Below are 24384 nucleotides of genomic sequence, written 5' to 3'. Positions count from 1 at the left end.
CCCAGCAACGGACCTGCCATGGAACTGCCGCACTTCGCCTACCACCCCGACCCGCTGGCCACCGGCAGCGTGATCGCCGCCGATACCGCGTGCGTTTGCTGCGGGCAGTCGCGCGGCTACGTCTATGCCGGGCCGGTCTACGCCGAAGACGAATACGAACAGGCGATCTGCCCCTGGTGCATCGCCGATGGTTCGGCGCATGCGCAGCTTGGGGCTACCTTCACCGATGAAGAAGGCGTGGGCGGTGGCGGTGAATGGGACGAGGTGGACGAGACGATCATCGATGAAGTGGCGCAGCGAACGCCGGGCTTCAACGGCTGGCAGCAGGAGCAGTGGTGGACACACTGCGGCGATGCCGCCCAGTTCATCGGCCGCGCCGGTCGCGCCGAGCTGGAAGCGCTGGGCCCGGCCGCGCTGGCCGCGATCCAGGACAGCACCGGCTTGGACGATGGCCCGCAGTGGCAGCACTTCCTGGCGGCGCTGGACAAAGATGGATCACCCACGGCCTACCTGTTCCGCTGCCGGCACTGCGGCGAAGTGGGTGGCTACCAGGATTGCGACTGACAGGAGCCACGCCTACATGCAGGCACGCCGATACGCTCGTGTTTCCCGATGTGCCACTGCGGTGGCAAGCGCGCTGGCCTGCCTGCTTCCGCTGCAGAGCGGGGCGCAGCAAGCGGCGGCTACCGACATTCCCTACGCCACGCCCGACGCGGCATTGACTGCCCTGCGGGCGCTGCCGCAGGTACGCGAGCGCCAGGACAACGACTGGGTGGTGCTGCACGACATGCAAGGCCAGGTGTTCTGGTCGGTCACCCTGCCGGGCAATGGCTGGCATCCGTCCATCGTCCGCCGGCAACTGCGCGAGCAGCAGGGCGAAGTCAGCGTCGACATGCAGGTGCGCTGCGGCGCTGACAAGGATGACTGCGACCGCTTGGTGCAGGTGTTCCAGGCCAGCAACGAGACCCTGCGCACGGCGGCCAGGCCGATGGCCGAAGTGCCGGACAAGGACTGAGCCTGACATGTATGAATGGCAGCCCATCACCTTCTCTGAGCTGGAAGCGTTGGTGGCCGAACAGCTGGGCCGCTGCACGCCCGCCCAGCAGGCGGCTTTCGCCAGGCTGCGCGTGCCCTTCCATCACGTGCCCGTGCATCGCCTGGGTGCCGTAGAGCAGGTGTGGGTGGTGGCCCATACACCTGCCGGCTGGCTTTACTACGAAGACGTGGAAGAGGGCTTTGAGACCGGACGGCCCGATGCACACGGCGCGCTGACCGAGCGCGGCTGCGATCAGCTTGAGCTGACCCACCTGCTGCAACGCCTGGGGCTGTAAGCCACTACAGCCCCGGCGTGCAGCGCAGTGGCATCAGGCCGCCTTTGCCTGCTGGCGGGCGCGCGCGCGGCGCTCAATGCTGGCAGCGAACAGCGGGGTTTCGCGGCCATTGTGATTGCCGCCGTCGCGCTGGCGTGCTTCGGCCGCTTCTTCGAACGGGGTGCCATGTTCGGCGATGAAATCCAGGAATTCCTGGGTGGGGTGGGCGACCACGCTGTTGGTGTACTCGCAGGTGTTTTCGTCGATCTTCTTCACGCTCAGCGTCCAGATCACCTGCACGCGGGTGCGCCCGTTCGGGGTGAAGGCATCGGACGTGGACACCATGCGGCACAGGCTGGACGTGGCCACTTCGGCCACGTAGTGCTGCACCATCAGGGTCTTGCCGATCATTTCCACGTTGATGGACATGCGCGTGCCATCGTCGGTGGTGGTGCTGCCAGCGGAAATATGGTCGGGCGGGCAGCAGCGCTGGTACTCGGCTTCAGGCAGGTTGAACAGCCACTCGGCGATGTCCACCTGTTCGATCGGCAGGTTGATGATGGCGCTGTAGGCCGAGGAAGACAGCTGCTTGTCGCTGATGATGATGTCGGACATGTGCGGGCTCCGCAGTGGTGGGGGGTGTGACCACTATCGGTTGCCGCTGCGCGCAGGGCAGCCACCTGTTGGCATGGTGGCGTGCATCCATGCGGGCAGCGGCGCCATACCAAGGTATGGCGCCTGCAGCAGACTGCCCGCTTACACCTGGGCCATGCCACCGTCGACGAACAACTCGACACCGTTGATGAAGCTGGCCGCATCCGAGGACAGGAAGGCCACGGCATTGGCCACCTCCTGCGGTTCGCCCAGGCGTGCCAGCGGCACCTGCGCGGCCAGGTGGTCGAACAGACCCTGGCGGGCTTCATCGGGCACCAGGTCGCCCAGACCAGGGGTGCGGATGGGGCCCGGGCTGACCACGTTCACGCGGATCTTCCGGTCCTTCAGGTCCAGCGACCACGAGCGGGCAAAGTTGCGCACCGCCGCCTTGCTGGCGCTGTACACGCTGAAGTTGGCGGTGCCCTGGATCGACACGGTCGAACCGGTCAGCACGATCGAGGCGCCATCGACCAGCAGCGGCAGCGCCTTCTGCACGGTGAACAGCACGCCGCGCACGTTGGTGGCGAAGATGCGGTCGAAGTGTTCTTCGGTGATCGCCCCCAGCGGCAGCATGTCACCGCCGCCGGCATTGGCGAACAGGATGTCCAGGCGGCCGGCCTGGCGGGCAATCTGCGCGTAGACCGCGTCCAGGTCACTCGGCTGCGAGGCGTCGGCACGGATGCCGGTGGCCTGCGCACCGATGCTGGCCACGGCCGCATCCAGTTCCGGCTGGCGGCGGCCGGTGATGTAGACCGTTGCGCCCAGGCGGGCCAGGTGCTGGGCGGTGGCCAGGCCGATGCCGGTGGTGCCGCCGGTGACCAGGGCGATCTTGCCGTTGAAATCAGTGCTCATGGTGTTCTCCTGTAAGGGCTGCCGGGAGGGAGGTGGCAGCGGGTGGGAGAATGATGGGCGGCCTCGGTTTGGCGATAAATAATGCGCAATGACAATGACTATGCACGTGAGTGCATAATCGGCCGTATGAACCAGCTCAACGCCATCCATGCCTTCGCCCGCGTGGTCGAGACCGGCAGCTTCACCCGCGCCGCCGATTCACTGGACATGCCCACCACCTCGCTGAGCAAACTGGTGCGCGAACTGGAGGCGCACCTGGGCGTGCGGCTGCTGCAGCGGACCACGCGCCGGGTGGCGGTGACCGCCGAAGGCCAGACGTACTACGAGAAGGCCGGCCGCCTGCTGCGCGACCTGCAGGATGTCGATGCCTCGTTCAGTGCGGCACGCGGGACGCCGCGCGGCATGCTGCGCGTGGACATCGGCGGTTCCACCGCGCGTGACGTGCTGATTCCGCTGCTGCCGGCGTTCATGGCGCGCTACCCGGACATCCGCATCGAGCTGGGCGTGTCCGACCGCACGGTGAACCTGATCGGCGAGAACGTGGACTGCGTGATCCGCGGCGGCGCGCTGGATGACTCGTCGCTGGTCGCACGGCACCTGGGCGATGCGCGCCTGATCACCTGCGCCAGCCCGGCCTATCTGAAGGCGCATGGCGTGCCGGCGTATCCGGAAGAACTGCGCAATGGCCACCGCTTGATCAGCTATCTGCTGCCGTCGAACGGGCGTGCCGTGCCGTTCCGGTTCCGTGGCCCCGACGGTACCTTCGAGATCAAGGCCGAGCATCGCCTGGGCATCAACGAAAGCAATGGCCATCTGGCCGCCGCGGTGGCAGGCCTGGGCCTGGTACAGACCTTCGGTTATGCCGCCGACGCGGAGCTGCGCAGCAAGGCGCTGGTGGAGGTGCTGCAGCCGTGGCGGCCGGCGGCCTACCCCTTCCATGTGGTGTACCCCGACAACCGCCATGTCAGTCCGCGGCTGCGGGTGTTCATTGACTGGCTGGTGGAGGTGATGCCGCCGTTGTTGGGGGGCTAGTGACCCGCTATGCGGGCAGCGCAGCGTCAGCTGCGTCGCGGCCGCACGGACACGTGGGGGTGGTCGGGAACATGCCAGCGCCACGGGAAGTCCGCGGCGCGGCTGATGCCGATGCGCGGTCCCACCACGGGCGACGCCGGTGGTGGCGTGCCGTCGGAGGCGATGACGATGCCGCGGTCGGCGCCGACCAGGTCCGCACCATCCAGATCGCGGGTAATGCCGAATGCCTGGGAAAGCTTGCCGGGGCCGCTGGCCAGATCGCGCTCGCGCCTGGCCGCAGGCCGCGCCACCTGCATGGCCGCCACACCGGCCACGGGTTCGGCCGCCCTCAGCAGCACGCCGACGCCTTCGCCGACTTCCCCACATACCGCGTTGCTGCCCCAGTGCATGCCATAGGTGAAGTAGACATAGAGATGACCGGCCTCGCCGAACATCGTGGCGTTGCGCGCAGTCTGCCCTCGATACGAGTGTGCGGCCGGGTCTTCGCTGCCGGCATAGGCTTCGACTTCCACGATGCGCGCGGCGCGCCCGTCATCACGCACGAGCAGCTTGTTCAACAACTGGGGTGCAACCAGGGTGGGATGGCGCCGATAGAAATCGCGCGGCAGCACGTGCCATTGGGCGGGAAGCCAACAGAGGGTTGTTCCCGGCTTTTGTGTTGGTGCTGACATGTCACTGCATACGTTGCGCGATGGCCATCAAGCTAATCCGTCGTATGTGCAGTGCACGTGTCGGCTTGAGTGCGGCGCAGCGGTCAATCCTTACCGGACGGTGCAGCAGCGACTGATAGCGGACTGACGGCGTTGCGAGCATGTTCAAGCGCATGCACCTACGACGATTCCACAACGTCCTTACCCGCGTTACAAGACAGACACTGCAGCTGCTGCTTCCGCTGCGCTGTCTGGTCTGCGGCGAGCCCGGCCATGATGGCCTGGATCTGTGCGGCGCCTGTCTTTCCGATATCCCCTGGTCAGCCCGTGCCTGCCACCGCTGCGCGCTGCCGCTGCCCGATATCGCGCTGCCGGTGTGCGGTACCTGTCGCGACGAACCACCGCCGCAGGCGGCCACGCACGCCAGCCTGTTGTACCTGCCGCCGGTGGACCAGTTGCTGCTGCGCTTCAAGTTTCACCACGACCTGGCGGCCGGGCGACTGCTGGCCCAGCTGATGCTGCGGCATCCACCGGCGTGGACCTGTCCGACGCTGGCACCGGTGCCGCTGCATCGCCGCCGCCTGCGCCAGCGCGGCTACAACCAGGCCGGGGAGCTGTGCAGGTTTCTGCAGCAGCCAGTGTGGCGCGGGCTGCACCGCCGCCGCCATACCGCGCCGCAGTCAGAGCGCAGTGCCGAACAGCGCAGGGACAACCTGTTCGATGCCTTCGACGTGCGCGGACCGGTGCCGCCGCGGGTGACGCTGGTGGATGACGTGATGACCACCGGCAGCACGGTGCTTGAGATTGCCGAAACGCTGAAGCTGGTGGGCGTGGGCGAAGTGCGCGCCTGGGTCTGCGCACGGGTGCCGTGAGCGTGCCCACAGTGATGGATGCCAGTAGAGTCGACTGTCAGTCGACTATCGCGCGCAGCGCGGGATTCTTCGCGATCTGAAGGAAGGGTAGTCGACTGACAGTCGACTCTACCCAGTCGACTCTACCCAGTCGATTTGCCCAGTCGGTGGCCACGCCAGCGGGTCAGTGCGCGGATGCCATGACAGTGTCGTCATCGGTTCTGGCGCTAGGATGCAGGTTGGATCCTGATCGAAGGAGTGGTCATGCTGTCTCCGGACTCGTCCCGCCCGTCGCTGGTATCGGCCATTGGCCGCAGCTGGCCGATCCTGCTGCTGTATGGCGTGGTTGCGCTGGGGTTCGGCATCACCGCAGTGGGCTGGCCACTGTCGGCGGCCACCGCACTGGCCTGGGTGCTGGGCGTGATGGCCATTGCCGAAGGGGTGATCAGTCTGCTGGCGCTTATCACTGGCGGCAGTGGCGCACCGCGCGGCTGGCTGTTGCTGTACGCGTTGGCGTCGCTTGGCTTCGGCGTACTGGCGATCATCAATCCGCTGGCCACGGCCAGCGTGCTGGTGCTGCTGCTGGCCGTGTGGCTGCTGGTGGCCGGGCTGTACCGCATCGTGTTCGCCATTCGCGTGCGCAAGCAGATCCAGGGTGAGTGGCTGCTGATACTCAGTGGCGTGGTGGCCGTGGTGCTGGGCGTGCTGCTGGCCGCCAACCCGGTGACAGGCCTGGCGGTCACCACCCTGTGGATCGGCATTGGCAGCCTGGTGTACGGGGTGTTGCAGATCGTGGTGGCATTGAAGCTGCGCAAGCTTACGTAGCGTCGAGCTTGCTCGACCAGGCGGGACCCCAGGTAGAGTCGAGCTTGCTCGACTGCAGTTCGCGGCAAGCCCGCGCGGCGCGCGATGGTCGACCAAGGTCGACCGCTACCAAGCGAAGCGGGGCCCGGTAGAGTCGAGCTTGCTCGACTGCAGTTCGCGGCAAGCCCGCGCGGCGCGCGATGGTCGACCAAGGTCGACCGCTACCAAGCGAAGCGGTGCCCGGTAGAGTCGAGCTTGCTCGACTGCAGTTCGCGGCAAGCCCGCGAGGCGCGCGATGGTCGACCAAGGTCGACCGCTACCAAGCAAAGCGGTGCCCGGTAGAGTCGAGCTTGCTCGACTGCTGTTGAATGGTCGACCAAGGTCGACCGCTACCAGACAAAGCGGGGCCCGGTAGAGTCGAGCTCGCTCGACTGCTGTTCGCGGCAAGCCCGCGCTGCGCGCGACGGTCGACCAAGGTCGACCGCTACCAGGCAAAGGGTCCAACCGCTTACCGGAAGTGCGCTTCGATCTCTTCCAGCGATTTTCCCTTGGTTTCCGGCAGCCACAATGCGGCCACCAGAAAGAACACGAACGTGCAGCCGGCCCAGAACAGGAACATGCTGGCGTAGCCGTAGTGGCCCACCGTGGGCAGGAACAATGCCGCAATCGTGGTCGAAACGAACTGGTTGATCAGCAGCGCGATGCTCATGCCGTTGGAGCGGATTCGGTTGGGCATCAGCTCGGATAGTGCCAGCCATACGCACACACCGGGGCCGACGGCGAAGAAGGCGACGAACACCAGGATGCAGGCGGCCACGGCCCAGCCATGGGCCGGCGGCGGCACCGGGCCGATGCGTGCCTGTTCGATGCGCAGCGGCGCCTGCGCGGCGCTGGCCGGGTCGGCGAAGGGATTCAGGTGCAGGCGGCGGAAGAACGTACCGATCACGCTGTCCGGCTGCACGGTGCCGGCACGCTCGATGCGCAGTTCGCGGTCACCTGGGTTGTCGCTGCGCAACGCGCGCACATTGGTGAAATCGCCGTAGGCGTAGGACACGGTCAGTTGCAGCGGCCGCCCTTTGCGGTCGATGCCCGCGCCCAATTGCTGCCACTGCGCGTCATCCAGTACCAGGCGCAGGTCATCGCCTTGCACCGCTGCGTGCAACTGCGGCTGCACATCGGCACGGCCGCGCTCGGCCTGGAAGAACAGCGTGGCGGCCGCCAGCAGGGCCACGCAGATGCCACCACTGCCCAGCATCAGCAGGAACTTGCGGCCCTTACGATCGACCAGCAGCAGCGCAGCCACGGTCATCAGTGCGTTGAGCAGCTTGATGGCCACGTCGGCACCATTGGCCACCGAGCCCGACAGGCCCGCTTGGTTGAGGATATTCACCGCATAGGCCAGCACCGAATTGATGCCGGTGGCCTGGGTGCAGGCCAGCACCACGCAGGCCAGCAGGAAGGGCTTCACGTAGCGGCGGCTGAGCAACGGCTCGCGCTTGCCGTCGGCACTGCGGGTATCCGGTGCCTGGATCTGCGCCAGCGTGGCCTCCACCTGGTCGGGCGCCAGCACGCGCTGCAGGCTGCGCCGCGCGTCGTCCACGCGCCCACGCTGGACCAGCCAGCGCGGTGACTCAGACAGCCAGAACAGACCCACGCAGAACACGATGCCCGGGGTCAGGCAGCTCCAGAAAATGGTGCGCCAGGCATGGTCCTTGGCCGCGAACAGTGCCTGCGCCTGCTGTGCGTCGGGCAGGCGCCGCGCCGCTTCGGTGGCCGCATCCACCGCATGGGCCTGGTACAGACCGATCAACGCGGCCAGCACCAGGCCAATGGTCAGCAGCAACTGGAACATGGCCGCGCCACGGCCGCGCCGTTCCGGGCTGAGTACCTCGGCCAGGTACAGCGGCACCACCACGCCGATCAGGCCGCCGCTGATGCCCTGCAACAGGCGCCCTAGCAGCAGCGGCGTATAGCCCGAAGCGAGTGCCATGATCGGAATCGAGGCGGTGAACAGCACACCGGCCAGCAGCATGGCGCCACGGCGGCCGATCAGGTCGGCCACCAGTCCGGCGAACAGCGAAGAGAGCACGCTGCCCAGCAGCACCGCCGCCACCACGAAGCCGAGCTGCTGGCTGCTCAGGTGCCAGGCCTGGCTGGCGGTGGCTTCCAGGTAGGGCAGGGCGCCGGCAATGATGCCGATGTCGATGCCGTACAGCAGGCCCCCCAGGCCGCCAATGAACAGCAGATAGCGAACGGGCCAGCGCGGAGCGGTACGTGCAGTCATCGACAGGTTTCCTGTGCGGCAATTCGGTGCGGGTTGCTTTCGTAGCGTCGAGCTTGCTCGACTGAGCGCGCACGGCGGGGCAGAGCAGTCGAGCACGCTCGACTCTACGAGAGGCGGAGAGCAGTCGAGCAAGCTCGACTCTACGAGAGGCGGTACGTCAGGCGTTTTCGGGTGTTACGAACGTGGTGCGTCAGGCTGGTGCAGCGTTGAGGTCAACCACGTGCCCACCCACCACCACCTGCTGCAGGCGCAGGCTGGCGTCGAGCACCACCAGGTCGGCCAGGGTGTCGGGCGCAATGCGGCCGCGATCCTGCAGGCCCAGGTAATCGGCCGGGAAGGTGGATACGCGCTGTGCGGCGTCGGCCAGGTCCAGGCCTACCTGCACCAGGTTGCGCAGTGCCTGGTCCATGGTCAGTGCGCTGCCGGCCAGCGAACCGCTGGCCAGGCGCACGCAGCCGCCGCATTTGTGCACGCGCTGTTCGCCCAGCGCGTATTCGCCATCGGGCATGCCGGTGGCAGCGGTCGCATCGGTCACCGCGTACAGGCGCGGAATCGCGCGCGCGGCCAGGCGGATCACGCCGGGGTGGATGTGCTGCAGATCAGGAATGATTTCCGCGTACTGCGCATGCGCCAGTGCGGCGGCGGCAATGCCGGGGCGGTAGTGGTCCACGCCGGTCATGCCATTGAACAGATGGGTGAAGCCCGAGGCGCCGGCCTGCAGTGCGGCCACGCCTTCTTCGTAGCTGCCGGCACTGTGACCGAGCTGCACACGGATGCCCATCTCCGCCAGCGCGGGAATCAGCGCGGTGTGCTCGCCGATTTCCGGTGCCAGCGTCATCACCCGGATCGGCGCGAGCGCATGCAGCTGCTGCACCAGCGCCAGGGTGGCCTCGATGGTGCGGTTGGGTTGCGCGCCCAAGCGCTGCGGGCTGATGAAGGGCCCTTCAAGATGCACGCCGGCAATGCGCGCGGCATCGGCCTGCGGCGCGGCCTGGGCCGCGGCGACGCCACGCAGGGCGTGTTCGATCTCGTCCAGCCCGGCGGTCATGGTGGTGGCCAGCAGGGTGGTGGTGCCGAACCGGGTATGGGTGCGGGCGATGGTGCGCGCCACTTCGCCGCCCTGCATCAGATCCACGCCCGCCGCACCGTGTACGTGCAGGTCGATGAAGCCGGGCAGGATCACCGGCAGCTGCAGATCATCCGCACCGCTGTGGTCATCCACCTGCAGCTGGCGCACGTGTGAATCGAAGTGGACGTGGCCGCGTCGCCAGCCCAGCGGGGTCAGGATGCGGCCGTACAGGGAGCGTGTCGGGTTCATGGCGGTGTCTCGGCGATGATCACTTCGATGCCCAGCCGCTGCAGCCCCTCGCGGGTGGCCTCGTCGATGCCGGGGTCGGTGATGACGGCGTGGATCTGGTCCAGGCGGGCGATGCGGTGCAGGCTGACGCGACCGAACTTGGACGCATCGGTGAGCACCACGATGCGCCGCGCGCGTTCCACCATGCGGTGGTTGAGGCGCGCTTCGGCCTCGTCGTGGGTGGTCAGGCCGAACTGCAGGTCCAAGCCATCCACGCCCAGGAACAGGGTGTCGAAGCTGTAGGAGTTGAGGCTGGCCTCGGCCTGGCTGCCCTGCAGCGACAGCGACTGCTGGCGCAGCAGGCCGCCGGTCAGCAGCACGTTGATGCCCGGCGCGTTGGCCAGTTCCCAGGCGATGTTCAGGCCGTTGGTCATCACCGTTACATCGCGGTGGCCGCGCAGGTGGCGGGCCAGGGTCATGGTGGTGGAGCCGGAGTCGATGATGATGTTGTCACCGCCCTGCACCAGCCGCGCGGCGCGCGCGCCGATCGATTCCTTCAGCGGCAGGTTCAGCGCATCCTTTTCATGGATGTCCTGTTCCTGCGGCGGCGTGCGTACCAGGGTGGCACCGCCGTGGGTGCGGTTGGCCAGGCCCTGCGCCTCGAAGTGGGTCAGGTCGGCGCGGATGGTCACCGCCGAAACGCCATAGCGCTCCACCAGGTCGGCCACCTGCACGGTGCCGTGTTCAATCAGGCGCTGCAGGATCTGTTGGCGACGGGAGCGGGTGTTGCGCATGGCCATCTCTCGGTTTCGTGTGAAAGGTAGAGATTAGCTGTTCGCAAGAACGCTGGCAGCAGAACTTGCGTTCTGCTTGCGGGCCCCGGCCTGGTTGGCGCTGCACGCCCGTGCGTACTCGCCCAGGCACTGGCCCACCCGATGCTGCGCCAGCGCGGCCGGCGTGTTGGCCAGCGTGCCGTCGCGCACCGCGCGGTACTGCTCGGGCAGGTACTGGCTGAGCAGCACCAGCGGCGGTGCATGCTGTTCCAGGTTGGCGAACAGGGTCTGCACGGCCTGCACCAGCGCCGGTTCGCCCCAGTAGTAGCGGCAGCGGTCGCTGAAGGAGAACGCGCGCAGCAGGCGCAGCGCGGCCTCGTCACCCTGGTAGTACGACTGCCAGTACTTCGGCTGCGCCACCATCACCGCGTCCAGCACCTGCGGCAGGCGCGAACACTGTGCGGCCGGCAGCAGCTCGGCCTCGATCGCGGCCAGTGCGAACAGCGCTTCGCGATAGGCGAAGGTCGCCGCCGGGCCCACCTTGAGAATGGCGAAGTGATCGCGCACCAGTGCGTGCAGGCCGCTTTCGCGCTGGTAATCGGTGGAATGTGCTTCGAAGACGATGCGCGGCTGCTGTTCCAGGAAGTCGGCCAGTGCGCTGGCCGCGGCCGGATCGTATTCGTGCACGCTGCTGTGGTCGAAGTCCACGCCCGGCTGCACCACCATGGCGATCACCCGCTGCCAGGCATCGCGCAGCTGTGGCGTATCGAAGGCATGCTGGTGGATGGCCAGGGTCTGCGCGGCGGCCGCCGGCGTGGTCACCTGCAGGCCTTCGGCCAGCGAGGCTTCGCCGCCGGGAATCGGCACTTCGGTACCGATCACGTAGACCGGTGGCGGCAGGCCGTGCTCGGCGGCGGTGCGTTCGGCAATCTCGGCCAGCTCGGCCGAACGCGCGGCCACGATGGCGTCGGGCAGCGGCACCGGGTCGTCGGCGCAGGACATGCTGCAGTCCAGGTGGATCTTGTGGAAACCGGCGGCCACGTAGGCTTCAATCAGCACGCGTGCATGGGTCATCGCTTCGGCAGCGGGACGCTTCTGCCAGGCATTGGGACCCAGATGGTCACCGCCCAGGATCAAGCGCTCGCGCGGGAAGCCTTCTTCATCGGCCAGCGTGCCCACGTAGTCGCGGTACTGCGGCGGCGTCATGCCGGTGTAGCCGCCAAACTGGTCCACCTGGTTGGAGGTGGCTTCGATCAGCAGCACCGTGCCATGCGCCAGGGCCACGTGCATGGCCGCGCGCAGCACCTGTTCGTTGCTGCAGCAGACGCTGTACAGGCCAACGTTGGCACCGGCACGGTGGGAAGCAAGCAGGGTCTGCAGCGGGGACATGGTCAGGCTCCGGTCGATCAGGAAAGCGAGGGATGGCAGGCCAGCAGGGCGGCGCCGCGTGCGCCACCGGCATCGCCGAAGCGTGGCGGCACGATGGGCGGCACCTGCACGCCGTTGAACAGATGCGCGACGACGGCGGCGGGCAGCTGCTGGTACAGCGGCGCGTACTGCGACAGGCCACCGCCGAGCACGATCACGTGCGGGTCCAGCGCCAGCACCAGGGCGGCCAGGCTGTGGCCCAGCAGGTCGCGGTGGATATCCAGCGCCTGCCGTGCACGCGCATCGCCTGCTTCGGCGTTGGCGATCACGGCGCTGGCATCGGCAGCGCTGCCGCCCAGATGGCGTTCGATCATGGCCAGGCCGCTGCCGGACACGTAGCGCTCCACGCAGCCCTGCAGGCCACAGGCGCAGGCGATCAGCGGCAGGCCGTGGCGCTGCAGCAGGTGGCCCGGCACGCTCCAGTGGCCCCATTCGCCCGCCAGGCCGTTGAAGCCGGACAGCAGGCGACCGTGCAGGCAGAAGCCGCCGCCGGCGCCGGTGCCGAGAATCGCGCCGAACATGCTGGGGTAGCCTTCAGCGGCGCCGCCGTGTGCTTCCGAAAGTGCGAAACACTGCAGGTCGTTGCCGAAGTGCAGCGGGCGCTGCAGGCGCGCCTGCAGATCGGCGGCTACGGTCTGCCCGGTCAGCGCCGGCACGTTCGCACTCAGTTGCCGGCCACTGCGACGGTCGCGCACGCCGGGCAGGGCAATGCCGATGGCCGCGGCGGGGCTGCCGAGCGCGGCATCGGCCTCGGCCACCAGGGCCGCCACCGCTTGCAGGAAACCGGCGTAGTCGCCCTGCGGGGTGGCCACGCGGCGGCGCCAGCTGACCTGCATCGTCGTATCGCAGGCCACCAGTTCAATCTTGGTGCCGCCGATATCGATGCCGTAGCAGGCGTGGGCGATCAGCTCAGCCATGGTGGATGGTGACGCCCTGCACGACGCGGTTGACGGTGCCGTCGGGGAACGGGTTGTCCGGGGTCAGGCCCAGCGCGGCCGAGCGCTGCAGTGCGTACAGCTGGGCAAAACCCAGCCACACCGGGGCCAGCCACGGATCATCCAGGGCCGGCACGCTGAGGGTGTAGTCATCATCGGCACCGATATCGGCATGCGGGCCGATGGCCAGCACCTGCCCGGCCACGCCGTCGCGGCGCAGCTCTTCCAGCAGATCCTGTTCGTAGCGGCGGGCCAGCGCCTGGCCACTGCGCAGCACCACCACCAGGGTCTGTGCATCCAGCGTCGACTTCGGGCCATGGCGGAAACCCAGCGGCGTGTTGGCCAGCGCCAGCACGCGGCCGGCGGTCAGCTCCAGCACCTTCAGCGCGCTTTCGCGGGCCAGTGCTTCCAGCGGGCCGCTGGCCAGGTAGATCACCCGGTTGAAGGGGCGCTGCGCCAGTGCCGCCACCGGCGCATCCCAGGCGGCCAGGCCTTCGCGGCCCAGCGCGGCAATCTGCTTCAGGCGCGCGATGCGGGCATCCCACGGCGCGCGATCAAACACGGTCAGCGCGGCCAGCAGCATGCAGGTCAGGCTGCTGGTCATCGCAAACGCGCGGTCGCAGCTGGCCGAGGGCATCAGCAGGGTGCAGGTATCGGCACGACCGGCGCCACGCCGGGCCAGTTCGCCATCGGCATTGCAGGTGATGTCCAGGAAGCGTGCCTGCGCCACGTCGCTGCGCACGCGGTCCACCGCGGCCACGCTTTCCGGGCTGGAACCGCTGCGCCCGAACGACACCAGCAGGGTGGGGCGATCGCGCTGCAGGTACAGCGCCGGGTGGGTCAACAGGCTGGTGGTGTGCACCACGCGCACCTCGGCCGGCCACTGCGCGTTGATCGCATCGGCCACCATTTCGGCAATGAAGCCGGAGCTGCCGGCGCCGGTGAACAGCACACGCTGGTTCGGATCGTTGAGGCTGTCGCCAAGGAAGGCCTGCAGGCGGTCGCGGGCACGCGACAGATCCTGCGCCAGGGATTCCCACAGCGCCGGCTGCTGGGCGATCTCGGCAGCGGTGTCGGCTCCGCCAAGGCGCTGCCAGGCGGACACATCGGAAAGCAGGGTGACGTCCATTCAGAGGTTCCAGTTGGGCCAGCGCACCATCTGCGTTTTCTTTCGAAATGTCAAATATCGAAAGCAAAAGAAAAGAAAATGGCATGGCGGGTTTGCCCTGCCAGCACGTGGCATGCAGACGAAAGAAACGGCGGAATGCCGTGTCGCACAACGCTTAATAGGCGCCTGCAAGCGCTTACACAAAGTATTGCGGCGCATCATCTTTCGTTTCATGGAAATAAATCTTCCTTTTTGCTTTCAATTTATTGACATCTTTCGAATCGCTGCCCTAGAGTCGGCCCAACCGCTTTCGAAACGCCCGGTGAACGGGTTGGGAGTCTGTGTGGAGAACTGCGTTCGTCGCTCGCCGCTGCTGCTGGCGCTGCTGCCGGCATTGATGCTGGCAGCGACATCGGCCCGCGCCGAACCCGTGGGCAACCTGCGTTCGATCACCGCCAGCGACAGTCGCGAAGGCCTGCGCGGCTGGGACCTGCAGACCGACAACGGCACCCGCCTGCGCATCGAACTGCCGGCCGCCGACATCGTCCGCGTGCAGGCCGGCCGCAACGGTACGCTCACCGGCGCCGGCGACAAGGCCGCGCCGATCGTGCTGCCGCAGCCCAAGGCGAACGTGCAGGCGCAGTTGGAAGAAGACGCGCAGGAAATCCGCGTGCGTACCGATGCACTGGTACTGCATGTGCAGCGCCAGCCGCTGCGCCTGCGCCTGGAACGGCTGGACAACGGCCAGTCCACCGCGCTGTGGCAGGAACTGCAGCCGCTGGACCTGGATGCCACGCAGAGCGTGCAGGTGCTGTCTTCGCAGGCCGATGAAGGCTATTACGGAGGCGGCCAGCAGAACGGCCGCTACCAGTTCAAGGGCCGCGAGCTGGAAGTGTCCTATTCCGGTGGCTGGGAAGAGGGTGACCGCCCCAGCCCGGCGCCGATGCTGCTCAGCAGCCGCGGCTGGGGCATGCTGCGCAACACCTGGAGCGATGGCAGCTACGACCTGCGCCAGGCCGACCAGGCCACCCTGCTGCATCGCGAAGACCGTTTCGATGCCTACTACTTCGTCGGCGCCGACCTGCCCAGGCTGATCGAGCGCTACACCCAGCTGACCGGCCGCCCGAACCTGGTGGCGCGCTGGGCGCTGTCCTACGGCGATGCCGATTGCTACAACGATGGCGACAACAGCAAGAAGCGCGGCACCGTGCCCGAAGGCTGGAGCGACGGCCCGACCGGCACCACGCCGGATGTGATCGACAGCGTAGCGAAGCAGTACCGCGACCATGACATGCCCGGCGGCTGGATCCTGCCCAACGATGGCTACGGCTGCGGCTACAAGCAGTTGCCGGAAACGGTGAAAGGGCTTGCCGGCTACGGTTTCCGCACCGGTCTGTGGACCGAGAACGGCGTGGACAAGATCGCCTGGGAAGTGGGCAAGGCCGGCAGCCGCGTGCAGAAGCTGGACGTGGCCTGGACAGGCAAGGGCTACCAGTTCGCGATGGACGCCAACCGCCAGGCCTTCAACGGCATCCTCGACAATTCCGATTCGCGCCCGTTCCTGTGGACGGTGATGGGTTGGGCTGGCATCCAGCGCTACGCGGTGGCCTGGACCGGCGACCAGAGCAGCAGTTGGGACTACATCCGCTGGCACGTGCCGACGCTGGTGGGGTCGGGCCTGTCTGGCATGGCCTACGCCAGCGGCGATGTGGATGCGATCTTCGGCGGCAGCGCCGAAACCTTCACCCGCGACCTGCAGTGGAAAGCATTCACCCCGGTGTTGATGGGCATGAGCGGCTGGTCGTCGAACGCGCGCAAGCACCCGTGGTGGTACGACGAACCGTACCGCAGCATCAACCGCGACTACCTGAAGTTGAAAATGCGGCTGACCCCGTACATGTACGGGCTGGTGCACGAGGCTGCGCAGACCGGCGCGCCGCCGGTCCGCGGCCTGATGTGGGACCACCCGCGCGATCCGCACGCGCAGGATGAAACCTACAAGTACCAGTTCCTGCTCGGCCGCGATCTGCTGGTGGCGCCGGTGTACCGCAGCCAGGCCGCCAGCCGTGGCTGGCGCCGCGACATCCACCTGCCGGCCGGCGGCTGGATCGACTACTGGGATGGCCGCCGCGTGCAGGCCGGTGCCGAGGGCCGCCAGCTCGACCGCCAGGTGGACCTGGCCACGCTGCCGGTGTTCGTGCGTGCCGGTGCGATCCTGCCGATGTACCCGTCCATGCTGTTCGACGGCGAAAAGCCGCTCGATGAAGTGACCTTCGACCTGTATCCGCAGGGCGATGCGCAGTACACGCTGTACGAAGACGATGGCAGCACCCGCCGCTACCAGCAGGGTGAATCGAGCACGCAGCGGGTGCGCGTGCAGGCCCCGGCGCAGGGCAGTGGCCCGGTGCAGGTGCAGATCGATGCAGTGCAGGGCCAGTACAACGGCCAGCTGGCACAGCGCCGCTACGGCCTGCGCGTGCTCAGCCGACAGGCGCCGCGCGCGGTACAGGCCGCTGGGCGCACGCTGCCCGCGCTGGCCGATGCGGCTGCGTTCAACGCTGCTGCCGAAGGCTGGTACTTCGATGCCAGCGAGCGCCGTGGCACCCTGCACGTGCGCACCGTCGCGCAGGATATCCGCCAGCCGCTGCAGCTGCAGCTGGACTTCGCCGTAGCGGCGGCGCCCGCCGACGATGCCTTCCCGGCCGCACCGGTGCTGGGCCGCGAACTGCCGGCCGACAGCCTGCTGGTGGTCAACCGTCCGGCAGAAGAGCCCGGCCATGCACTGGAAAATGCCTTCGATGATGATCCGGGCACCTGGTTCCGCAGCGTGCGCAACCAGGCCGTGCGCACCGGTGCCCACGAGTGGGTGATCGGCTTCGGCGAGCGCAAGATGATCGATGGCATCGACATCGCGCCGCGCAACGACAAGAACTGGAAGCACGGCCAGGTGCGCGACTACGAGGTCTACCTGGGCGACAGCAACGGCGAGTGGGGTGAGCCCATCGCCCGTGGCCGCCTGCAGCTGAAGGAAGGCGTGCAGCGCATCGACTTCCCCGCCCATGCCGGCCGCCTGCTGCGATTCCGCGTGCTGAGCGTGCAGAACCCGGAAGGCGACGGCGCCAGCAGCACCGATCCGATGGTCACCGCCGCACAGGGCAGCGCCCGCGCCTTCGATGCCCTGCAGCCGCGCGATGTAGGCCCGATAGCCCTGTCCACCTTCCACATTCTTGAACACCCGACACCAGAACGGCCGGCCCAGCAGCGCTTTCTCTCGGAACTGCCGGTGCCGGCCGCCCTGGCCCAGCAGGTGCGCGCCGACCACGCCTTCCGTGGCGACGCCGGCATGCGCATGAACGGCCTGCAGTTCCGCCGCGGCCTGGGCGTGGCCGCCAACAGCCGTATCGACCTGCGCCTGCAGGGTGGCTGGCAGCTGCTGCGCGCCGACCTGGGCATCGACGATGCCTGCCGCAGCGCCGGTGGCCTGCAGTTCCAGGTCTGGGGTGACAACCACCTGCTGTATGACAGCGGCCTGGTGAAGGCGCCCGGCGTGGTCAAGCCGGAACTGGATATCCGTGGCCTTTCCACCCTGAGCCTGCGCACGCTGGGTGCGCAGGGCAGCCAACCCACCCAGGTCTGTGCGAACTGGGCCAACGCCGTGCTGATCGGCCAGGAGGGCGACTCGGCCAGCATCGTCGCCCCATGACCCCCACGTAACACCGCTCCTCCCCCGCCCATTCCGACTACGGCTTCCGAGCCGTGGCCCGGGAGCGTTTTGCCCGCCAATCGCTTTCGCGCCGCCCACCCGCCGCGCACCCCTGCCAGGAGAGAACCCCGATGTTGCCCGCCCGCCATGCTCGTCCGCCCTGTCGTTCGCTCGCCCCGTTGTCGCTGGCCATTGCCGGCGTGCTGCTGTCCATCGCCCTGCCTGCTGCCGCCCAGGACAGCAAAGACGCCGCCACGGACCTGGCCCGCATCGAAGTGACCGGCTCCAACATCCGCCGCACCGACGTGGAAACCGCCTCGCCGGTGCAGGTGATCAGCAAGCAGGACATCCAGAACATGGGCGCGCGCACCCTGCTGCAGGTGCTGGACAACCTGCCCGCCGCACGCCCGGCGCAGCAGGATTCGCGCTCGCTGTTCACCGGTTCCGATGGCGCATCGCAGGCGAACCTGCGTGGCCTGGGCGCGCAGGGCACGCTGGTACTGCTGAACGGCCGTCGCCTGTCGTACTACGGCGCGCCAGCAGGCTTCCAGACCCAGTTCGTCAACATCGATGCGATTCCCGCCGCCGCCATCGAACGCATGGAAGTGCTGACCGACGGCGCCTCGGCGGTGTACGGCACTGACGCGGTGGCCGGTGTCATCAACGTGATCACCAAGCGCAATTTCCAGGGCGCGGAAATCACCTTCAGCAACGACACCTCCTCGCGCATCGATTCCTATGGCGAACGCCAGGCCAGCATCACCGCCGGTTTCGGTGACCTGACCGAAAACCGCTTCAATGTGTACGGCGCGGTGAACATGTACCGCCGCGATGCCATTCCGCTGGCCGACTTCTATGACAAGCGGCCGGACCAGTACTACGTCAACAACCCCAACTACCTGACCAACCTGCGCCTGGGCGTGGGCAGCAAGCCGGGTCAGTTCAACCCGGGTACCTATTTCGCCTTCGATCCGGTGACTGGCCGCCGCGTGCAGGAAGCTGCACCGGGCTGCCAGAACGTGCTGCAGGGCCAGGCCGCGGGCCCCAGCTGCGTCTGGGAAACCTGGATGAACAACGAGATCGACGCCGGCGCCAAGTCCGAGCGCAACACCGCCTACCTCAACGGCACCTTCCTGGTCGGCGACAACACCGAAATCTTCGCCGAAGCCACGTATACCGATATCGACCTGCGCGCCAACGGTGGCACCCCGCGCGCCTACGGCACCACCACCGGCAATCCCAGCAGCTGGTTCTCGCGCGATACCGGCACCACGGTGAACCAGTTCCTGTACCCCTACCTGGGCCCGAACAACGAATACAACCACGCCAGCCCGGAACTGAAGGCGCTGATGGGCGGCGTGGTGGGTCTGAACTACCTGCTGCAGGACGCCGGCCCGAACTACTTCGGCCAGCGCAACACCGACCAGAGCTACCGCGTGCTGACCGGCGCGCGTGGCAACGTGGGTGACTGGAACTGGGAAACCGCGTTCGCCACCGCCGGTACGCACTCGGTCACCTACCAGACCATCAACGTGAACCTGAAGGGCTTCGAGAAAGCCTTCGGCCCGTACTCGGTGGACCCGGGCACCGGCCGGGTGGTCATTTCCGATCACCCTGCCTACAAATTCGGTGAGATCAGCGAGGCCAACGCGGCGCTCATCCGCGAAGCCTTCCCGACCTTCGACATCCAGTCGTGGACCCGCCTGCATACCCTGGATGGCAAGATCGAAGGCCCGCTGGCGCAGCTGCCGGCCGGTGAAATGCGCGCGGCGTTCGGCTTCAACGCCAGCCGCGAAACCTTCTACACTCCCGGCAACCCGGATGCCGCTGCGGGCCTGATCACCCAGCAGGGCGGCTCGTGGTTCGATGGCGCGCGCAATACCTATGCGCTGTTTGCCGAAACGGTGGCGCCGATCACCGACAAGTTGGAACTGGACGCCGCGCTGCGCGTGGACAAGTACCCGAACTTCAAGGCCAACGTGGCGCCGAAGATCGGCTTCAAGTACCAGGCGTTTGACCAGCTGATGCTGCGCGGTACCTATTCCACCGGCTTCCGCGCACCCAGCCTGGCCGAATCGGGCAGCGGCGGCGTGTTCGCCCAGCTGGGCGGCTACCGTGACGATGTGCGCTGCGACGAAACCAACGCGATCGCCAACCTGCTGCTGAAATCGCAGCGCCCCGGCGATGTCGACCTGGGCAAGGGCCTGCTGAACGTGGATTGCAGCCGCACCGTGGCCCGCATGACCCAGCCCAACCAGGACCTGAAGCCGGAAAAGGCGAAGATCGCCACCCTCGGCTTCGTCTACGAGCCGGCCAGCTGGCTGTCGGTGTCGGCCGACTACTGGTTCATCTACCGCGACAACGAAATCGTCGCGCCGGATTTCACCAAGGACACCGACATCATCGCTTCCACGCGTTCGCCGATCACCGACGCCGACCGCGCCAACGTGGCCCAGCTGGCCGCGATGTGTGCCGACCCGGCCAGCGGCGTGGCCTGCCCCGGCGTGCTGCCCGGCTACAGCGTGGGCAACGTGGCCAGCGTGGTGGGCCAGTACAAGAACCGCGGCAAGACCCTGGTCGACGGCTTCGACGTGGATGCGCGCAGCCGCTTCTCGCTGGGTGAATGGGGCGGGCTGAACATCGGCCTGGCCGCGACCATCGCCAACCGCAACCGCTACTACATGGATGAAGAGAGCGGCTGGTACTACGGCGATGTGGTGGGCTACTACAACAACCCGCGCCTGCGTGCCACGCTCAATGCCGACTGGACCTACAAGCAGGTGACCACCAGCATGTTCGTGAACTACGTGGGCGGCACCAAGTGGGCACGCGACCGGGTGGACGAAGTGGACAACAATGCGCAGACCTGCACCGCCGGCTTCCTGGCTCTGGAAAAGAGCAAGTGTGACGGCGCACCGTCGTGGTGGACCGCCAACCTGAGCGTGACCTGGCGCCCGGACGATGCCTGGAACCTCAGCTTCACCGTCAAGAACCTGTTCGACCGCCTGCCGTTCTACGACCCCAACAGCTTCCTGGGCGATTCCAGCGATTACGCCACCATCTTCGGCCGCGGCTACAGTGTCACCGTGGGCTACAAGTTCCAGTAAACCGATCGTGTGACCTGGCGCGCCGGCTGCGGCTGGCGCGCCTTCAAGAGGAGAGTAAGAGCCATGCAACGTAGGGAATTCATTGCGGCCGGTGCCGCCATCGCCGCCAGCAGCCTGCTGCCGCAGACCCCCGCCTGGGCACGCGGGCGCAAGGTGCGCCTGGCCCTGATCGGCACCGGCATGCGTGGCCTGGTGCTGCTGAAAGAGCTGGTGCGCCGCGATGATGTGGAGGTCGTCGCCCTGTGCGACATCGAACCGATCATGCTGGGCCGCGCCATGGACATGGTGGCCAAGGCCGGCAAGCCCGCGCCGAAGACCTACGGCCAGGACCGCGACAGCAACGCGTGGAAGCGCCTGCTGGAACAGAAGGGCATCGACGGGGTGATCATCGCCACGCCTTGGGAATACCATGCGCCGATGGCGATTGCCGCCATGCAGGCCGGCGTGGCCGTGGGCTGCGAAGTGGTGGCCGGCATCACCCTGCAGGACCACTGGGATGTGCTGAAGACCCAGCTGAGCACCGGCACCCCGTACATGCTGCTGGAGAACGTCTGCTACCGCCGCGACGTGATGGCCGCGCTGCAGATGGTGCGGCAGGGCCTGTTCGGTGAACTGGTGCACCTGCAGGCCGGCTACCAGCACGACCTGCGCGGGGTGAAGTTCAATTCCGGCGATCCCAACCAGCCCTACGACAGCGGCGTGGAGTTCGGCCCCAAGGGCTGGAGCGAAGCGCGCTGGCGCACCGAACATTCGGTGCAGCGCAATGGCGAGCTCTACCCCAGCCACGGCATCGGCCCGTGCGCCATGTATACCGGCATCAACCGCGGCAACCGCTTCACCCACATCAACGCGTTCGCGACCAAGGCCCGCGGCCTGCACGACTACACCGTGGCCAAGAGTGGTGGCACCATCCATCCCAGCACGAAGGTGAAATTCAAGTTGGGTGACATCGTGACCACCACGCTGGCCTGCGAGAACGGCGAAACCATCCTGCTGCAGCACGATACCTCGCTGCCGCGCCCGTATTCGATGGGTTTCCGCGTGCAAGGCACCAAGGGCCTGTGGATGGATGTGAACCATTCGATCCATATCGAAGGCCGCAGCCCGCCGCACCAGTGGGAAGAGTTCAAGAAGTACCAGGACCAGTACGAACACCCGCTGTGGAAGCAGAATGCCGATACCGCGGCCAGTGCCGGTCACGGTGGCATGGACTGGTTCGTCATCCACGCCTTCGTGGAAGCGCTGAAAGCCAAGGCACCGATGCCGATCGACATCTACGACGCGGTGACCTGGAGCGCGATCACCCCGCTGAGCGAACAGTCCATCGCCAACGGCTTCCAGACCCTGGAATTCCCCGACTTCACCGCCGGCACCTGGAAGCAGCGCAAGCCGATCTTCGCCTTCGACGGCAACTACTGACCCGCTCTTGTAGAGTCGAGCTTGCTCGACTGCTCTGCAGGTAGCGCCGGGCCATGCCCGGCGCTGCTGCTGGCGCCTGCGCTACTCTGCACGCAGAAACCCAGGACCCCTCATCCCCATGGCATGGCAGAAGATCAGCGACCTTCCTGACCAACGATTCGTAGGCCCCTACGGCATCGAATACTGGCGAATCCACGAAGGCCAGGTCTTCCACCAGGGTCGCCTGCTGCGCAAGGCCGATGCGGCCACGTTCGAGTTCATTCCCGCCCACTACTTCATCGCGCGCGACGCGCATGCCGTCTACCACGCCTGGACCCGGCTGCCCGCCATCGACCGCGATAGTTTCCGCCAGTGCGGCGATTACTGGCTGGACAACCGCCATGTGTACTGCGAGTACGAAACATCGCTGAAAGCGCTGGCAGAAGCCGATTGCACCACCTTCCGCAGTCTGGGCGGTGCCTATGGCGCCGATGACCATGGCGGCTGGTACGGCGGCCGGCGCATGAAGCAGTGCGTGCGGGGTGACCGGCTGCAGCTTTCACCGCTTGACCCGCTGTTCGCGCTGGACGACACCCATGTCTACTGCGATGGAAAGCCGCTGCCCGGCGTGGATCGCACGCGCTGGCGCCTGCTGAACGATGGGTTCTCCCGCGACGACAGCCGTATCTACTACCTGGAACGGAAACTGCCGCGCGTGGATGCGGCGTCGTGGCGGCAACTGCAGGGCAGCTGGTCGCGGGACCACAAGCACCTGTTCCATATGTTCATGATCGAGACCGACCCGGCGCTGCGTGCGCAGCATGGTTTCAGCGATGACGCGGGGTGACGCTGCAGTCGGTTACCGCGATACCTTGATCTGGGTCAGGCGTTCCCCCGAGGCCCTGGCGTGCGGTACGCGGAACATCGCGCCGGGTTGCACGAGTTCGGCCTGCTGCATCATCTTCGGCCACCACTCCAGAAGCCGCGCTGCGCGCTCGTAGTGGTTGAACGTGCTCCATCCCTTGGCCAGCACGAACACGGTCAGACCGAGGCGTGCGATGGCCTCGCGTTCTGCAGGCTTGCGATGGTGATGATCCTGGGTGACGTGTACGCGGATGCCACGCTGGGTGGCCGCGTCGAAGAGCTCCAGGTCGGTCGTGCCAGGTTTCACGAACTGCCTTGCGTGGAAGACTTCATGTTCGTCCGCACCTGCAATGGCGTCGATGGCCCGGGCCAGCGCGGGCGGAAGATTCTCATCGATCTGCGCCTTCAAGGCGCGGCTCGATTCTCGAACTGCAGTGCTTTCTTCACTGCAGCCAGAGGCAGGTCATACAGTCGTGCCACGCGACGCTCATCGCCACCTTCGGCCTGCATTGCCTCGACAATGGCGATGGTGGGAACGCCCGATTCGGAGAGGATGGGCTGACCAAAACTGCGCTGGGGATCAAACACCACCGCGCGGGAGCCCTTCAGTGGGAACCATCGTTCGGCACGATCATCGATGCCCAGCTCAATGCCCTCACGCAGTGACGGTGCGATGACTTTGCGCATCACGTCCTGGCGCTTCACCACATCCACCAGTGCGGCATCGCCGCTGTCGCCCACCAGTTCCATGAAAATGCGGCGCCCGTCGGTCTTGAAGCTGGTGCTGGTGAAGGGATACTCCTTACCGAGCCGTTCGTTCAGTTCGACAATGGTTCGCCGCACCAGGTTGAGTGGCACGCCACAGGCGACGAACGTGCGGACGAAGCGCAGCTCGATCAGATCGCGGAAGCCAATGCCGTCGATCTCTGAATCGGCCCATTGCGACTTCCACAGGGGAGGGTGGACCTCAGGATTACCGTGCTTCCGGCCCTGGTAGCCCTTCAGCCACCGGCGCAGCTCCGACGAGCTGCCGCCAATGAAGCGCGCGGCATCGGCGTAGGAATAGAGGCCGACGCCAAGGTTGTCCTGTGCTGGCAAGGCGATACCCATGGCAGCGAGTCTACTCAATGCGAAGGGAGCAGGAGTGCAGAGCTACATTCTGCGCCCTGCCGGACGCATGAACTGAGACGGGAGACATGCGGGAGGCAAATCTGCCCGCTGCTTGGCAGGCCGTAGCCGACACGAAGATGGCGCGCCCGGAGGGATTCGAACCCCCGACCAATGGCTTCGGAAGCCACTACTCTATCCGGCTGAGCTACGGGCGCGTTGTAGAA

The 24384-nt window shown here is 66.9% G+C and carries 21 protein-coding genes and 1 tRNA gene; 10 read left to right on the top strand and 12 right to left on the bottom strand.

Features of this window, described 5'->3' with window-relative positions:
• The first annotated feature begins 18 nt into the window (after positions 1-18).
• From C1930_RS19030 to C1930_RS19020, 3 genes are all read left to right on the top strand, one after another.
• Positions 19-564 (top strand): CbrC family protein, encoded by a 546-nt coding sequence (locus C1930_RS19030; RefSeq protein ID WP_108757462.1) that lies wholly within the window; start codon positions 19-21, stop codon positions 562-564.
• Positions 565-625: 61 nt separating this feature from the next.
• Positions 626-1015, top strand: coding sequence for a hypothetical protein (locus C1930_RS19025; RefSeq protein ID WP_108772415.1), 390 nt, complete (start codon positions 626-628; stop codon positions 1013-1015).
• 7 nt (positions 1016-1022) lie between these two features.
• Entirely contained in the window at positions 1023-1331 is a 309-nt protein-coding gene (locus C1930_RS19020) for a hypothetical protein (protein WP_108772414.1), read from the top strand.
• A 33-nt stretch (positions 1332-1364) separates the two neighbouring features.
• Here C1930_RS19020 and C1930_RS19015 read toward each other — a convergent pair whose 3' ends face one another.
• Positions 1365-1925, bottom strand: coding sequence for a hypothetical protein (locus C1930_RS19015; RefSeq protein WP_108772413.1), 561 nt, complete (start codon positions 1923-1925; stop codon positions 1365-1367).
• Between the two features lie 141 nt (positions 1926-2066).
• Positions 2067-2816, bottom strand: coding sequence for a glucose 1-dehydrogenase (locus C1930_RS19010; RefSeq protein WP_108757460.1), 750 nt, complete (start codon positions 2814-2816; stop codon positions 2067-2069).
• A 126-nt stretch (positions 2817-2942) separates the two neighbouring features.
• Here C1930_RS19010 and C1930_RS19005 point away from each other — a divergent pair, with 126 nt between their 5' ends.
• Positions 2943-3848 carry a LysR family transcriptional regulator gene (locus C1930_RS19005; RefSeq protein ID WP_108772412.1) on the top strand — a complete coding sequence of 302 codons (906 nt, stop codon included), beginning with the start codon at positions 2943-2945 and terminating at the stop codon, positions 3846-3848.
• A gap of 26 nt (positions 3849-3874) precedes the next feature.
• Here C1930_RS19005 and C1930_RS19000 read toward each other — a convergent pair whose 3' ends face one another.
• Positions 3875-4519, bottom strand: a complete 645-nt coding sequence (locus tag C1930_RS19000) for a DNA-3-methyladenine glycosylase (protein ID WP_108772411.1) — start codon at positions 4517-4519, stop codon at positions 3875-3877.
• Between the two features lie 152 nt (positions 4520-4671).
• On the opposite strand from C1930_RS19000, the gene C1930_RS18995 reads away from it, so the two are divergent.
• Both C1930_RS18995 and C1930_RS18990 read left to right on the top strand, forming a co-directional pair.
• Entirely contained in the window at positions 4672-5370 is a 699-nt protein-coding gene (locus C1930_RS18995) for a ComF family protein (RefSeq protein ID WP_108757815.1), read from the top strand.
• A gap of 243 nt (positions 5371-5613) precedes the next feature.
• Positions 5614-6174 (top strand): DUF308 domain-containing protein, encoded by a 561-nt coding sequence (locus C1930_RS18990; RefSeq protein ID WP_108757457.1) that lies wholly within the window; start codon positions 5614-5616, stop codon positions 6172-6174.
• 487 nt (positions 6175-6661) lie between these two features.
• Here C1930_RS18990 and C1930_RS18985 read toward each other — a convergent pair whose 3' ends face one another.
• The 6 genes from C1930_RS18985 to C1930_RS18960 form a co-directional block, all read right to left on the bottom strand.
• Entirely contained in the window at positions 6662-8437 is a 1776-nt protein-coding gene (locus C1930_RS18985; RefSeq protein WP_108772410.1) for an MFS transporter, read from the bottom strand.
• 190 nt (positions 8438-8627) lie between these two features.
• Positions 8628-9755: an N-acetylglucosamine-6-phosphate deacetylase gene (nagA, locus tag C1930_RS18980; protein ID WP_108772409.1), complete on the bottom strand. Its 1128-nt coding sequence runs from the start codon at positions 9753-9755 to the stop codon at positions 8628-8630.
• A complete protein-coding gene (locus C1930_RS18975; RefSeq protein WP_108751658.1) occupies positions 9752-10528 on the bottom strand; it encodes a DeoR family transcriptional regulator in 777 nt (258 codons plus the stop codon). The genes nagA and C1930_RS18975 overlap by 4 nt, the downstream gene beginning before the upstream one ends.
• A gap of 33 nt (positions 10529-10561) precedes the next feature.
• On the bottom strand, positions 10562-11896 hold the full coding sequence (locus C1930_RS18970) for a D-tagatose-bisphosphate aldolase, class II, non-catalytic subunit (RefSeq protein WP_108772408.1): 1335 nt from the start codon (positions 11894-11896) through the stop codon (positions 10562-10564).
• A gap of 17 nt (positions 11897-11913) precedes the next feature.
• Positions 11914-12852: an ROK family protein gene (locus C1930_RS18965; protein WP_108772407.1), complete on the bottom strand. Its 939-nt coding sequence runs from the start codon at positions 12850-12852 to the stop codon at positions 11914-11916.
• Positions 12845-13999 carry an SIS domain-containing protein gene (locus C1930_RS18960; RefSeq protein ID WP_108772406.1) on the bottom strand — a complete coding sequence of 385 codons (1155 nt, stop codon included), beginning with the start codon at positions 13997-13999 and terminating at the stop codon, positions 12845-12847. The genes C1930_RS18965 and C1930_RS18960 overlap by 8 nt, the downstream gene beginning before the upstream one ends.
• Positions 14000-14321: 322 nt before the next feature.
• Here C1930_RS18960 and C1930_RS18955 point away from each other — a divergent pair, with 322 nt between their 5' ends.
• The 4 genes from C1930_RS18955 to C1930_RS18940 all read left to right on the top strand — a co-directional run bounded on the left by C1930_RS18955 (position 14322) and on the right by C1930_RS18940 (position 23033).
• Positions 14322-17681, top strand: coding sequence for a TIM-barrel domain-containing protein (locus tag C1930_RS18955; protein WP_108772405.1), 3360 nt, complete (start codon positions 14322-14324; stop codon positions 17679-17681).
• A gap of 131 nt (positions 17682-17812) precedes the next feature.
• On the top strand, positions 17813-20788 hold the full coding sequence (locus C1930_RS18950) for a TonB-dependent receptor (protein ID WP_108772404.1): 2976 nt from the start codon (positions 17813-17815) through the stop codon (positions 20786-20788).
• 63 nt (positions 20789-20851) lie between these two features.
• Positions 20852-22207: a Gfo/Idh/MocA family oxidoreductase gene (locus C1930_RS18945; protein WP_108772403.1), complete on the top strand. Its 1356-nt coding sequence runs from the start codon at positions 20852-20854 to the stop codon at positions 22205-22207.
• 118 nt (positions 22208-22325) lie between these two features.
• Positions 22326-23033: a DKNYY domain-containing protein gene (locus C1930_RS18940; protein ID WP_108772402.1), complete on the top strand. Its 708-nt coding sequence runs from the start codon at positions 22326-22328 to the stop codon at positions 23031-23033.
• A 12-nt stretch (positions 23034-23045) separates the two neighbouring features.
• Here the strand turns inward: C1930_RS18940 and C1930_RS18935 are convergent, their stop codons facing one another.
• The 3 genes from C1930_RS18935 to C1930_RS18925 all read right to left on the bottom strand — a co-directional run bounded on the left by C1930_RS18935 (position 23046) and on the right by C1930_RS18925 (position 24375).
• A complete protein-coding gene (locus C1930_RS18935) occupies positions 23046-23459 on the bottom strand; it encodes a DUF5615 family PIN-like protein (protein WP_108772401.1) in 414 nt (137 codons plus the stop codon).
• On the bottom strand, positions 23456-24160 hold the full coding sequence (locus C1930_RS18930) for a DUF433 domain-containing protein (protein ID WP_108757446.1): 705 nt from the start codon (positions 24158-24160) through the stop codon (positions 23456-23458). Before C1930_RS18930 ends, C1930_RS18935 begins: the two co-directional genes overlap by 4 nt.
• Positions 24161-24298: 138 nt before the next feature.
• A tRNA-Arg gene (locus C1930_RS18925) sits at positions 24299-24375 on the bottom strand.
• Positions 24376-24384: the final 9 nt, after the last annotated feature.

Origin of the sequence: Stenotrophomonas sp. SAU14A_NAIMI4_8, assembly GCF_003086695.1 — a bacterium.
Lineage (GTDB): Bacteria > Pseudomonadota > Gammaproteobacteria > Xanthomonadales > Xanthomonadaceae > Stenotrophomonas.
The sequence above is the reverse complement of the archived record's forward strand: the minus strand, read 5'-3'. Positions and strand labels throughout refer to the sequence as shown.

What these genes read in the sequence shown, in the direction of transcription:
- C1930_RS19030 (WP_108757462.1), top strand. Translation starts at nt 19, where the DNA reads ATGGAACTGCCGCACTTCGCCTACCACCCCGACCCGCTGGCCACCGGC.
- C1930_RS19020 (WP_108772414.1), top strand. Translation starts at nt 1,023, where the DNA reads ATGTATGAATGGCAGCCCATCACCTTCTCTGAGCTGGAAGCGTTGGTG.
- C1930_RS19015 (WP_108772413.1), bottom strand. Translation starts at nt 1,925, where the DNA reads ATGTCCGACATCATCATCAGCGACAAGCAGCTGTCTTCCTCGGCCTAC.
- C1930_RS19010 (WP_108757460.1), bottom strand. Translation starts at nt 2,816, where the DNA reads ATGAGCACTGATTTCAACGGCAAGATCGCCCTGGTCACCGGCGGCACC.
- C1930_RS19005 (WP_108772412.1), top strand. Translation starts at nt 2,943, where the DNA reads ATGAACCAGCTCAACGCCATCCATGCCTTCGCCCGCGTGGTCGAGACC.
- C1930_RS19000 (WP_108772411.1), bottom strand. Translation starts at nt 4,519, where the DNA reads ATGTCAGCACCAACACAAAAGCCGGGAACAACCCTCTGTTGGCTTCCC.
- C1930_RS18995 (WP_108757815.1), top strand. Translation starts at nt 4,672, where the DNA reads ATGCACCTACGACGATTCCACAACGTCCTTACCCGCGTTACAAGACAG.
- C1930_RS18990 (WP_108757457.1), top strand. Translation starts at nt 5,614, where the DNA reads ATGCTGTCTCCGGACTCGTCCCGCCCGTCGCTGGTATCGGCCATTGGC.
- C1930_RS18985 (WP_108772410.1), bottom strand. Translation starts at nt 8,437, where the DNA reads ATGACTGCACGTACCGCTCCGCGCTGGCCCGTTCGCTATCTGCTGTTC.
- nagA (WP_108772409.1), bottom strand. Translation starts at nt 9,755, where the DNA reads ATGAACCCGACACGCTCCCTGTACGGCCGCATCCTGACCCCGCTGGGC.
- C1930_RS18975 (WP_108751658.1), bottom strand. Translation starts at nt 10,528, where the DNA reads ATGCGCAACACCCGCTCCCGTCGCCAACAGATCCTGCAGCGCCTGATT.
- C1930_RS18970 (WP_108772408.1), bottom strand. Translation starts at nt 11,896, where the DNA reads ATGTCCCCGCTGCAGACCCTGCTTGCTTCCCACCGTGCCGGTGCCAAC.
- C1930_RS18965 (WP_108772407.1), bottom strand. Translation starts at nt 12,852, where the DNA reads ATGGCTGAGCTGATCGCCCACGCCTGCTACGGCATCGATATCGGCGGC.
- C1930_RS18960 (WP_108772406.1), bottom strand. Translation starts at nt 13,999, where the DNA reads ATGGACGTCACCCTGCTTTCCGATGTGTCCGCCTGGCAGCGCCTTGGC.
- C1930_RS18950 (WP_108772404.1), top strand. Translation starts at nt 17,813, where the DNA reads ATGTTGCCCGCCCGCCATGCTCGTCCGCCCTGTCGTTCGCTCGCCCCG.
- C1930_RS18945 (WP_108772403.1), top strand. Translation starts at nt 20,852, where the DNA reads ATGCAACGTAGGGAATTCATTGCGGCCGGTGCCGCCATCGCCGCCAGC.
- C1930_RS18940 (WP_108772402.1), top strand. Translation starts at nt 22,326, where the DNA reads ATGGCATGGCAGAAGATCAGCGACCTTCCTGACCAACGATTCGTAGGC.
- C1930_RS18930 (WP_108757446.1), bottom strand. Translation starts at nt 24,160, where the DNA reads ATGGGTATCGCCTTGCCAGCACAGGACAACCTTGGCGTCGGCCTCTAT.